Origin of the sequence: Bifidobacterium vespertilionis, assembly GCF_008698145.1 — a bacterium.
Taxonomy (GTDB): Bacteria; Actinomycetota; Actinomycetes; order Actinomycetales; family Bifidobacteriaceae; genus Bifidobacterium; species Bifidobacterium vespertilionis.
The window spans coordinates 119026-130725 of record NZ_RZNZ01000009.1 but is presented as its reverse complement, the minus strand read 5'-3'; the positions used below and the strand labels follow the sequence as shown (position 1 = coordinate 130725).

Annotated in this window: 8 protein-coding genes and 1 pseudogene; 5 read left to right on the top strand and 4 right to left on the bottom strand. The window is 64.2% G+C overall.

The window, feature by feature from the left end:
- A pseudogene (locus EMO90_RS12825) lies at positions 1-120 on the top strand (IS30 family transposase); the annotation flags it as partial.
- An 18-nt stretch (positions 121-138) separates the two neighbouring features.
- On the opposite strand, the gene EMO90_RS07725 reads toward EMO90_RS12825, so the two are convergent.
- Entirely contained in the window at positions 139-1536 is a 1398-nt protein-coding gene (locus EMO90_RS07725; RefSeq protein WP_150354675.1) for a replication-associated recombination protein A, read from the bottom strand.
- 301 nt (positions 1537-1837) lie between these two features.
- Between EMO90_RS07725 and EMO90_RS07720 the strand changes: the two genes are divergently transcribed.
- Entirely contained in the window at positions 1838-4441 is a 2604-nt protein-coding gene (locus EMO90_RS07720) for a DEAD/DEAH box helicase (protein ID WP_150354674.1), read from the top strand.
- A gap of 18 nt (positions 4442-4459) precedes the next feature.
- Here EMO90_RS07720 and EMO90_RS07715 read toward each other — a convergent pair whose 3' ends face one another.
- Positions 4460-5452, bottom strand: coding sequence for a PPK2 family polyphosphate kinase (locus tag EMO90_RS07715; RefSeq protein ID WP_150354673.1), 993 nt, complete (start codon positions 5450-5452; stop codon positions 4460-4462).
- Positions 5453-5561: 109 nt separating this feature from the next.
- Positions 5562-6113 (bottom strand): YbaK/EbsC family protein, encoded by a 552-nt coding sequence (locus EMO90_RS07710; protein ID WP_190972073.1) that lies wholly within the window; start codon positions 6111-6113, stop codon positions 5562-5564.
- Positions 6114-6271: 158 nt separating this feature from the next.
- Between EMO90_RS07710 and EMO90_RS07705 the strand changes: the two genes are divergently transcribed.
- A complete protein-coding gene (locus EMO90_RS07705) occupies positions 6272-6631 on the top strand; it encodes a hypothetical protein (RefSeq protein ID WP_150354672.1) in 360 nt (119 codons plus the stop codon).
- Between the two features lie 43 nt (positions 6632-6674).
- Here EMO90_RS07705 and EMO90_RS07700 read toward each other — a convergent pair whose 3' ends face one another.
- Positions 6675-7355: a TetR/AcrR family transcriptional regulator gene (locus tag EMO90_RS07700; protein ID WP_223849817.1), complete on the bottom strand. Its 681-nt coding sequence runs from the start codon at positions 7353-7355 to the stop codon at positions 6675-6677.
- A gap of 286 nt (positions 7356-7641) precedes the next feature.
- Here EMO90_RS07700 and EMO90_RS07695 point away from each other — a divergent pair, with 286 nt between their 5' ends.
- A complete protein-coding gene (locus EMO90_RS07695) occupies positions 7642-8343 on the top strand; it encodes an ABC transporter ATP-binding protein (protein ID WP_150354671.1) in 702 nt (233 codons plus the stop codon).
- Between the two features lie 5 nt (positions 8344-8348).
- Positions 8349-11693 carry an ABC transporter permease gene (locus tag EMO90_RS07690; protein ID WP_150354670.1) on the top strand — a complete coding sequence of 1115 codons (3345 nt, stop codon included), beginning with the start codon at positions 8349-8351 and terminating at the stop codon, positions 11691-11693.
- The last annotated feature ends 7 nt before the right edge of the window (positions 11694-11700 follow it).

Here is an 11700-nt window from a genome sequence, read left to right as displayed (position 1 = left end):
AACGACACCCCGTTGAAGGTCCTGAACTGGGAAACGCCCAACGAGGTTTGGTACCGCGAGCTCGGCAGGGTACTATTGCGGCAAGACCATCCAAAGACGGGTGTTGCACTTACAAATTGAATCCGGGGTGTCGCCCGGTCAGCCATTGCCGCCTAGACGAGCCCCACCTTCCGGCGCCTGATGCAGGATCGCGCGGATGCGTTCGAGCCGCGGACCCAGCTCCCGTTCATAGCCGCGATCGTTGGGATGATAGTATTCGCGGCCCACCAGTTCATCCGGCATGTACTGCTGCGGGGCCACGGCCCCCGGGGCATCGTGCGCGTACTGGTAGCCCTCGTGGTTGCCCCAGCTCTTCATGAGTTTGGTGGGGGCGTTGCGCAGATGCAACGGCACCTGACCGATGTTGCCGGCATCCACATCCGCGAGCGCCTGGTTGATGGCGTTGTAGCTGGCGTTCGACTTGGGCGCGGTGGCCACGGCGAGCGTCGCCTCCGACAGGATGATGCGCGCCTCCGGCATACCGATCATCGCCACGGCCTGCGCGGCGGCCACGGTGACCTGCAGGACCTGAGGCGCGGCCATGCCAACCTCCTCGGCGGCGGCGATCATGATGCGCCGAGCGATGAATCGCGGATCCTCCCCCGCGCGGATCATACGGGCGAGCCAGTGCAGGGCGGCATCCGGGTCCGAGCCGCGCATGGACTTGATGAACGCGGAGATCACGTCGTAATGGTCGTCGCCGGCCTTGTCGTACCGGACGGTGGCCACATCCATCACATTGCCCACCACATCCGGCGTGATGATGGGCTTGCGCGCCCCCTTCTTGCGCTCCTTGTCCCCGGTGACCGCGCCGGCCGCCGCCTCCAGGATGGTGAGGGTCTTGCGCGCGTCTCCGCCGGCCATGCGGATGATCTCGTCGATCGCCTCGTCCGTGGCCTTCACTTCGCCCTTGAGGCCGCGCTTGTCCTCGAGCGCACGTTCGATGAGAGTCTTGAGATCCTGCGGCGACAGGGATTCGAGCTTGACCACCACCGAGCGCGACAGCAATGGCTTGATGATGGAGAAGCTGGGGTTTTCGGTGGTGGCGCCGATGAAGGTCACGTCCCGGTTCTCCACGCTGGGCAGCAGGGCGTCCTGCTGGGACTTGGAGAACCGGTGGACCTCGTCGATGAACAGGACGGTCTCCTTCCCCTCCGCCACGAGCCGCTGGCGGGCGCGGGCGAGCACATCGCGCACGTCCTTGACGCCGGATGTGACGGCGGACAGCTCCTCGAACACGCGACCCGATTGCTTGGCCACGATGTATGCGAGCGTGGTCTTGCCCACGCCGGGCGGACCGAACAGGATGATGGAGCTGGGCGCGGTGAGCGAGCCCTTCGAGGCCGGGTTGGCGAGTCTGCGCAGCGGTGAGCCCTCCCCCAGCACATGCGACTGTCCCACCACCTCTTCCACGGTGGCGGGCCTCATGCGCACGGCCAGGGGCCTGGTCACGTCCTCGGGCGCATCAGCCGCGCCAAACAGATCCTGTTCGCTCATGCCAGCCATCATAGCGCAAGGTATCGAACAAGCGTTCGAGTGAGCCGGCCGCGCGACGCCCGCCCAACGTCATCCTGAGCGGAGCATAGCGGAGTCGAAGGATCCTTAACTTTACGCACTAATGCATATAACGATTGGCCCGCAATGGCTAAGGATCCTTCGACTTCGCTACGCTCCGCTCAGGATGACAGCGGGAGGCCGCTTCACGGCTCAACGCTCAGGATGACGAAGCGACTCACCCCTACACCGCTCCTCCCGGGATGAATCACCCCGTATCCGCCGCCGGGTAGACTCGGAAGACATGGCTGAGAGCAACGGGAACATCACGGATACGAACAAGGACAAGGCATACGGCACGCTGGGCGCGCTGGCCCCGAGCTGGGACGGCGAGGAGGCCCGCAACATCGACGCGGACGAGATCTACGAGCGCTTCTTCGGCTGGGTGACGGACACCAAGGGCATCGAGCCGTGGCCGCATCAGGAGGAGGCCATCATGGACATCCTCGCCGGCGACCATGTGATCCTCAACACCCCCACCGGCTCCGGCAAGTCGCTGGTGGCGCTCGGCATGCACTTCGCCGCCCTGTGCACCGGCCGGCGATCGTACTACACCGCGCCCATCAAGGCGCTGGTCTCGGAGAAGTTCTTCGATCTGGTGGAGGTGTTCGGCCGCGACAACGTGGGCATGATCACCGGGGACAGCCACATCAACGCGGACGCGCCGATCATCTGCTGCACCGCGGAGATCCTGGCCAATCAGGCGCTGCGCGAAGGCGTGCACGCGGACGTGGGGCTGGTGGCCATGGATGAGTTCCACTATTACGGCGACCCGGAGCGCGGCTGGGCATGGCAGGTGCCGCTGCTCACGCTGCCCCAGACCCAGTTCCTGCTCATGAGCGCCACACTGGGCAATGTGGACGCGATCGCGGACAAGCTCGCGGACCTCAACGACACCCCGGACGTGGACGTGATCGCCAATGCCCCGCGCCCGGTGCCGCTGAGCTACGAGTACACGCTCGATCCGCTGGAGAAGACCGTCGAACTGTCCTTCCGCAACGGCGAGACGCCCATCTACGTGGTCCATTTCTCGCAGGATGCTGCCCTGGAGACCGCGCAGGCGCTGGCCTCCACCGGCGTGTCCAGCAAGGAGCAGCGCGCGGCCATCGCCGAGGCGATCAAGGGCGTGAAGTTCACTACCGCGTTCGGCAAGATCCTGCAGAGGCTTCTGAGGACCGGCGTGGGCATCCATCATGCGGGCATGCTCCCGCGCTACCGCCGGCTTGTGGAACAGCTCGCCCAGCAGGGCCTGCTGCCGGTGATCTGCGGCACAGACACGCTGGGCGTGGGCATCAACGTGCCCATCCATTCAGTGGTGCTCACGGCGCTGACCAAGTTCGACGGCACGCACATGCGCAAGCTGCGCGCCCGCGAATTCCATCAGATCGCCGGCCGCGCGGGACGCATGGGCTTCGACACCGAAGGCCTGGTGATCGCCGAGGCCCCGGAGTTCGAGATCGAGAACCAGAAGGCCGTGGCCAAGGCGGGCAACGATCCGAAGAAGCTCAAGAAGATCAAGCGAAAGAAGGCGCCGGAGGGCTTTGTGACGTGGAACGAGAACACGTTCGACAAGCTCATCGACGCAGCCCCGGAGACGCTGGTCCCGCATCTCAAGATCACGCATTCCATGGTGCTCAACGAGGTGGCGCAGGGCGGCGACGCGCGCCGGCGCGTGGACGAGCTGATCGACGACTCCGCGCAGACCCCCGATCAGAAGGACCGCCTGCACCAGCGTGCCGACGAGATCTTCCAGACCCTGTTCGACACCGAGGTGATCGAGACCGAGGACCGCGACGACGGCGGCAAGAACTACTACATGACCATGGAGATGCCGGAGGACTTCGCACTCGACCAGCCTCTCTCCCCCTTCCTGCTGGCGGCCCTGGAGCTGCTGGACCCGGAGTCGGAGACGTACGCGCTGGACGTGATCTCCATGGTGGAGGCCACGCTCGAGGACCCCAAGCAGGTGCTGCGCGCCCAGGAGCGGGCCGCGCGGGACAAGGCCATGGCGGATATGAAGGCCGACGGGCTCGATTACGACGAGCGCATGGACAAGCTGCAGGAGATCACCTATCCCAAGCCGCTGGAGGACATGCTGCAGGCCGCGTTCGATCAGTACCGCCACGACGTGCCGTGGGCGAACGACTACTGGCTGAGCCCCAAGTCGGTGGTGCGGGACATGGTGGAGACCGCCTCGGACTTCACCGGGTACATCGCCCGCTACAACATCGCGCGATCCGAGGGCACGCTGCTGCGCTACCTGTCCGACGCCTACCGGTCGCTGGCCCGCACGGTGCCGCCGGAGAAGCGCGACGAGCAGCTGGACGACATTATCGCGTGGCTGCGCGTGCTGGTCCGCTCGATCGACTCCAGCCTGGTGGACGAATGGGAGAACGCCGGTGCCGAAGGTGCGGAGAACGCCTCCGAAGCCGCCGCGAATCTGGCCGCGCCGGGTCGAAGGGCCGCCGTGGTGGAGGATCGCCGAGGCGTCACGGTGCTGGTCAGGAACGCCATGTTCCGCCGCGTGCAACTCATGGATCTGGACGATCCAACCACTCTGGGCGCGCTGGACAAGGACTGGGGCTACGGCGTGCACGAGTGGGAGGACGTGCTGGACGACTTCTACGATGAGCACGAATACGTGGAGACCGGTGCCAAGGCGCGTGGCGGCGAATGGTTCGTGCTGGATGATTCCTTGGAGTCCAAGGAGCATATCTGGAAAGTCCGCCAGATCATCTGCGATTCCGACGGCGACAACGACTGGGCCATCACCGGTTCGGTCGATCTGGACGCCACGCAGGATTCCGGTGAGGTGGTGTTCGTGGACTACCGCGTGGACCATGTGTGAGTGGTAGTTCCCTCCCGCTCATGCCTCCAGACGCCGGCGCACCTCACCAAGGTCCACGTCGGCGTCGAAGCCCGGCCAAGCAAGATTCATGCCCACGATCGCATCGCGCAGCAGCTCGGAGACCACCGCGCGCGAGTACCAGCGGTTGTCCGCGGGAACCACGTGCCAAGGCGCGAAATCGGTCGACGTGCACTCGAAGACCTCCTGCCACGCGGCCATGTAGTCGTCCCATCGATCGCGTGCGTCAAGGTCGCTCATGGCGAACTTCCAATGCTTGGTCGGATCGTCAAGGCGCCCAAGGAAATGCCTCAGCTGCTCCTCGGGGCTCACGGCGAGGAAGATCTTGATGATCGCGCAGCCATCCTGCGCCAAGTCCCGCTCGAAGTCCACAATCCGCCCATACCGCGGCCGCCACTCCTCCTCCGGCAGCGTGCCCCACACATGAGGCATGACCACATCCTCGTAATGCGACCTGTCGAACACGGCGATCCATCCGGGACGGGGCAGTTCGCGCTCCACGCGCCACAGGAAATCGTGGGCCCGCTCCTCCTCGCTGGGCGCGCCGAAACCGTGATAGTGGATGCCCATCGGATTGCCCTGGCGGAACACATGCTTGACCAGGCTGCCCTTGCCGGAGGCATCCATGCCCTGCAGGATGATGAGCACCCTGTTACGCGCGCCTTTGAGTCCGTTGGCGTACAGGAGCCGCTGGTAGCGGGCGATCTGATCCGCGCTGATGCGGATGAACCGTTCACCGTCCGCCTTGTCCCCGTGAAAGCCGGGCGTGGCGCCGCCGATCGCGTCCGCGAGCCGCCAGCCATCGCCGAACTTCAGCCGCTCGGAGGGCGGTGTGGCCCACACCGAGCTCAGCAGCTCGCTTGATTCGGCGGCCTGTCCGAGCCGCTCGTCCGCGCTGGCCGCGGAATCCGCGCCATGGATGGCGTCCAGCCGCTCAAGGGCCTGCTCGGCCTTGTCCAATGCCTTGTCGATTCGCCTCGTTGCGTCAGTCATGGGTCCAGTCTAGGCCCTATCTAGGCCCTTGCAAGCCAAATCCCAAGGTTGCAAACTCTTTCCCGGTTCACAATTTTCAGGGCTCTTCAAATCGTGAACCGGGCGCCTGTCATCCCCGCGGCTTGCCCAGCCCCTCCACGAACTTGACGCCCGGCAAATCCGCGAAAATAGACCCTGAGACGACCAGCTTGGACGGCCGGATGCCCGAGCCGATGTAGAGCTTCGGCACGTCGAGAATGTGCCGGTCCACCAGAATCGGCCAGCCTTCGGGCAAACCGATGGGCGACATGCCTCCCGATTCCATGCCCGTGGCCTCCACGGCCGCTTCGATGGGCGCGAAGCTCACCTTGGAGACCTCGAGCGTATGCTTGACCACCCCGTTCAGATCCGCGCGCGTGTCCGCCGTGACCAGCGCGGCAGCGAACTCGGGCGGGGCCTTGCGCGTCTTGTGCGTGTGGACCACCACCACATTGCCGGTGCTTTCGAACGGGATGCCGTAGCGCGGGCACCACAGATCCGTGTCGGACTCCTCATCGGTGTTGACGGTCACGCCGAAGATCTTGTCCTCCGGCACGCCCGAAGACACCAAATCCTCCAAAGCGGCGAGCACCGGGGCCGCCAGCAGCTTGGGATTGCGCCAATCCAGAATCTCCAACGCCATAACGATCATTCCCCCTATTCCACGGCTTGTGATGCGGACAGGATACCGCAGCACGGGTCAGGGAACACCGCGCCCCTTATATCCATTGGTTATGGCGGCCTATCGATCGGTGGCCTCGAAATATCTGCCGTTATCAGTTCGGGGAGGACGCAGCAGCCATGCCGGAGATATCGAACCGCGCCCGCGAGGCGCTGTACCCGTCGGTGCGCGAGATGTTCGAACTCGCCTCGCATGTGCCCGATGCGATCTCCTTCGCGATCGGCGAGCCGGGATTCGACACGCCCCGGCCGATGATCGACGCGGCATACCGGGCGGCGCTCGCCGGCGACACGCATTACACGCCGAACAGGAGAGCGGAGGCGCTGCGCCGTGCATGGTGCGATGCCCGCGAACGAGCCGACGGCGCGCGTGGCACAGGGTATGTGCGATTGTCCTATGTGGGGACACGAGAGGATACGGCCGAAGGACTGCGTCGCGTGCATGCATGGCTCGAGGAGCTTGCCGTCTCCCGCCGGTGATCAGGCGTGATGGTCATGCCCGACGATTCGCGGCCGAAGGCGATCACCACAGGATGTCCACCGGGGCGGTGGTCTTGTTGACCTCGATGATTCGGCAGATCTCCTCCGGGCTCTCCTTGCACCCGCGGCGGATCCACAGCCAGATGATCGAAGAGACCGCGGAGACGAGGATCTCCATCGCGTAGTCGGTGGGGATGCCGTTGTAGTCGGTCTTCGGTTCGGCGCCGAACCGTGTCGCCTGCGCGACGATGAGACGCTTGAGCACCTCCTTCATCCGGTCATAGATCTGCATGTCGTTGCCGGAGCGGGAGACGACACTGAAGAAGGCGTAGTCGTTGCGGATGTGGCGCAGGGCGTCGGCTATGGATGCCGACTGGAACGCGTCGCAGATGGCCTTGCCCCGGTGCGGTGCGATGGCGTTCCCGCCAAGGGAGACGGCTTTCCGATCACGATCAGGAGAGGCGGCGTCGGTGACGAGGATGCGCGTCAGATCCTCGATGGCGTCGTCGACGAGCTGCTGGCGCAGGTCCATCTTGTCGAGATAGTGCATGTAGAAGGTGCCACGGTTGATGCCTGCGGTGCGGGCGATGTCGCTGACGGTCATCGCGTCGAAGCCCTTGGACTGCATCAGCGTGGTGAAGGCCGCCTTGATTCGGGCTTCGGTCTTCGTGTTGCGCTTTGCCGGCATGCTCGCGGATACTGGGGTGTGTGTGGTGGAAGGCATGTGGTGCTCCTTGGATTCGTGCGGTCGACTGTGGTCGCGCCGTGGGGTCTGCAGGGGTCTGCATTGCTGCTTGGGGATGCTGATACCGATGCATTATATCAACATGTTGTCTTTTTAATGGGTGATTCATGGTGATATGAACGGTTTGGGGGACAGTGTTCAATCTGAACGGATCGTCGGAAGTTGTCGATTGACCTGATATGCCGACGCTTCCTATCATTATATCAACATGTTGTTTATTTAGTGGTTGAGGCAACCATAAGGAACACAAGGAGGCGAAGGGCCTGTGGCATATATCGAAATGGTGCACAGCTACAAGCGGTACCACATGGGTGACACCGTCATCGTCGCCAACAATGACGTGAGCTTCGGCATCGAGAAGGGTGAACTGGCGATCATCCTCGGTTCGTCCGGCGCGGGGAAATCGACCGTACTCAACATTTTGGGCGGCATGGACACCAACAGCGAGGGGCAGGTGATCATCGACGGCAAGGACATCTCGAACTACACCGCACGGCAGTTGACCGACTACCGCCGCACCGACATCGGGTTCGTGTTCCAGTTCTACAACCTCGTGGCCAACCTCACCGCCCGGGAGAACGTGGAACTCGCCTCCGAGATTGTGCGCGACGCGCAGGACCCGGTCCAGGCGCTCGTGGACGTGGGATTGAAGGACCGCGTCGACAACTTCCCGGCGCAGCTCTCCGGCGGCGAGCAGCAGCGCGTCGCCATCGCCCGTGCCGTGGCCAAGAACCCCAAGATCCTCCTGTGCGACGAGCCGACCGGCGCGCTCGACTACAACACCGGCAAGCAGGTGCTGCGGATCCTTCAGGATCAGAGCCGTGTGAAGGGCGCCACCGTGGTGATCGTCACCCACAATTCCGCCATCGCTCCCATCGCCGACCGCGTGATCCACATGCACGACGCGCGAGTTAAGGACATCGAGGTCAACAAGCACCCCATGGACATCGAGGACCTGGAATGGTGAACGCCATGACGCGCCGTAAGCCTCGCAGGCTCCGCAAGCGCATGCTGTGGCGCGACATCCGCACCACCCTCGCCAAGTCCAAGGGACGGTTCGCCTCCATCGTGAGCCTCATGATCTTGGGATCGTTCGCTCTCGTGGGCCTGTTCGCCACCGCGCCCGACATGCGTGCCACCGGCCGCGCGTTCTACGGCGAGCACAATCTCGCGGACGTGACCGTGATCAGCGACTACGGCCTGACCGCCGACGACGAGGCGATCATCCGCGAAACCGCCGGCGTGAAGGACGCTGAATTCGGCTACTTCAAGGACGTGACCATCGCCGGCAGCGACCATAGTTTGCGCGTCCATTCGCTGCCCGAGACCGTCTCCACCTACGAGGTCGTGGAGGGCCGGCTGCCGCAGGCGGACGGGGAGATCGCCCTCGATTCGGGCCAGCGCGACCGATTCGCCGTGGGCAGCTCCATCCGCGTGACCGAGATGCCGGACATCGCCGGCGATACCGTGCTCAAACGGACCGACTTCACCGTGGTCGGCTTCGTGGAGGCCAGCGACACCGTCTCCAACCTCAACATGGGACAGTCCACCGCCGGATCCGGCGAACTTGACGGATACGCCGTGGTCACTGCGGGCACGTTCGACTCGTCAGTGGCAATGATCGGCCGCGTCACCTTTGAGGACACAGCCGGACTGAACTACTGGGACAACGCCTACCGCGACCGCGTGCAGGACCACAAGACCATGCTCTCCCAGCGGCTCGCCAACCAGCCCGCCGCCCGCCGCGACTCCATCCGCTCCGAACGCCGTGAGCAGATCGCCAAGGCGCAGGAGCAGGTGAACGACGCCAAACAGCAGCTCGCGGACGCCCAAGCCCAGCTTGACGACGCCAAGGCGCAGATCGAATCCGGCAAGGACCAGATTACCCAAGGCCAGCTCGACGCCGTCGATCAGGCATCCTCCGCGGCCGCCGAACTCGCCGGCGCAACCTCGCAGATCGCTTCCGCCAACTCCACGCTCTCCGCCGCCCAAACCCAGCTCGCTGCCGGCGCACAGCAACTCAATCAGGGCCAGAGCAGTCTTGAACTCGCCTGGCTGCAGCTCAATCAGGCCGGCAAGCAGCTCACCGTGGCCCGCGCGGCGCTCGACGCATCCAAGACAGCGCTCGACGCCACTGGCCGTCTCCTCGCTTCATGGGAGAAAACCGGAATAACCGGCAAGGCATACCAAAGCCTCAAGGGGCGGTACGATCAGGCACTCGCCGACTGGAACACGGCCGCGGACACATACAACGCCATGCTGAACCAATACAACAGCGGCCTTGAACAGTTCAACGAAGGGGCCGTCAAGCTCGATCAGGGATCCGAGGAGTACCAAAAGAACGCGGCCGCGATCGCGGAAGCCCAAAAACTGCTTGCATCCAAGCAGACCGAACTCGGGCACGCCGTCTCCACGGCCGCATCCGGATCGGCGTCCGACGGTGCCTCACAGATGATCCAAGGCCAGCGCGACCTCGAGAAAGCCGAGGACGAATACGACCAGAAGCTCAAGGAATTCAATGACGCCAAGCCCGAGGCCGAGAAGCAGATCGCTGACGCGGAACGTCAGATCAAACTGGCGAGCGAAAAGGTGGACACCCTCGAAGTGCCCGCGTACTCGATCGACGGACGGCGTGAGGGACTCACCTCCGAGGGATATCGCGTGTACGAGATCATCGCGGACATCGTCATGAAGCTCGCGCGCATCTTCCCGATCTTCCTGTACTTCGTGGCCGCGCTGGTCACCTTCACCACCATGGGCCGCATGGTGGACGAGGAGCGCACCAATTCCGGGACCCTTAAGGCGTTGGGATATGGGAACGCGGACATCATGAAGAAATTCCTCATCTACGGCTTCTCCGCCTCCACGGCTGGCACGATTCTGGGCGTGGCGGCCGGGCACACCATCCTGCCGCTCATCGTCTACCACGCCTATGATTCCGGATTCACCATGCCGCGCATCGAGCTGCACTTCCACCTGGGCGTGACCGCCGCCGCGTTCCTACTCGCATGGGCGAGCGCCGTGGCCCCCGCGTGGATCGCCGCGTCCCGCGAGCTTAAGGAGAGGCCCGCCGCGCTGCTCCTGCCCAAGCCTCCCGCCAAGGGCTCGAAGATCTTCCTCGAGCGGATCGCGCCCGTGTGGGAGCGCCTGAACTTCACCCGTAAGGTCACGGCCCGCAACCTGTTCCGTTACAAGTCGCGCGGACTCATGACCATCTTCGGCGTGGCCGGCGCAGTGTCGCTGCTCACCGCGGGACTGGGCGTGCAGGCGTCGATCGGCCAGATCAGCGAGCGCCAGTTCGGCGGCATCATACACTACGACCTGATCGTGGCGGAGAAATCAGACAACAACGCGGACCAGCGCGACGCCGTATCCAAGGCCGTCGCCCCGGCGGACGGGGATGACGGCAACAGGGCGATCGACCAATCCGCGTCAATCCGCTACGAGGAGCTCACCACCACCGCCGGCAAACAGGGCGACAAGCAGACGATCACGCTCATCGTCACCGACGACGCCTACAACTTCGGCGACTACATCACCCTGCGCGACCGCGTCTCGCGCGACCCGCAGGTCCTGACCGACCGGGGCGCGATCATCTCCGAACGCATGGCGGACATGCTCGGCGCCAAGGCCGGGGACACCATATCCGTGACGGATCCCGACGGCGTGGAGCGCAAAGTGCGCGTGGACGGTGTGGCCGAAATGTACATCGGTCACTTCATGTTCATGTCCTCCGGAGGCTACGGTCGTGCGTTCGATGCCGACTACCAGTCCAACGCCTACATGGTCCGACTCAAGGACTCATCCGTGGACAACGCCAACAGGCAGGGAGCGGACCTCATGGCCGTGGACGGGGTCAGGGGCGTGGTGCAGAACATCACTATGAAGAACCAAGTGGCCACGATCGTCGACTCGCTCGACCAGATCATGGAGGTGCTCATCCTAGTGGCCGTGCTGCTCGCGGTGGTGATCCTCTACAACCTCACCAACCTCAACGTGTCCGAACGCATCCGCGAACTGTCCACCATCAAGGTGCTCGGCTTCCATACCGGAGAGACGACCATGTACATCTATCGCGAAACGATCGTCCTGTCCGCGTTCGGAGTGCTGGCCGGATACGTGTTCGGCGCCGGCCTGCACCGATACATCATCACCGAGGTGCCGCCGGACGAGGTCATGTTCGACCCGGCCCTCGCCTGGCCCGCGTTCGCCGTGCCGCTCGCCGTGGTGGTCGTGGTGCTCGCCATGCTCGGCTGGGTGGTGTACCGCCGTCTCAAGGACGTGGACATGCTCGGCGCGTTGAAGAGCGTGGAATGAGCCGGGA

Coding starts and splice junctions, on each gene's coding strand:
- EMO90_RS07725 (WP_150354675.1), bottom strand. CDS start 1,536: ATGAGCGAACAGGATCTGTTTGGCGCGGCTGATGCGCCCGAGGACGTG.
- EMO90_RS07720 (WP_150354674.1), top strand. CDS start 1,838: ATGGCTGAGAGCAACGGGAACATCACGGATACGAACAAGGACAAGGCA.
- EMO90_RS07715 (WP_150354673.1), bottom strand. CDS start 5,452: ATGACTGACGCAACGAGGCGAATCGACAAGGCATTGGACAAGGCCGAG.
- EMO90_RS07710 (WP_190972073.1), bottom strand. CDS start 6,113: ATGGCGTTGGAGATTCTGGATTGGCGCAATCCCAAGCTGCTGGCGGCC.
- EMO90_RS07705 (WP_150354672.1), top strand. CDS start 6,272: ATGCCGGAGATATCGAACCGCGCCCGCGAGGCGCTGTACCCGTCGGTG.
- EMO90_RS07700 (WP_223849817.1), bottom strand. CDS start 7,355: ATGCCTTCCACCACACACACCCCAGTATCCGCGAGCATGCCGGCAAAG.
- EMO90_RS07690 (WP_150354670.1), top strand. CDS start 8,349: ATGACGCGCCGTAAGCCTCGCAGGCTCCGCAAGCGCATGCTGTGGCGC.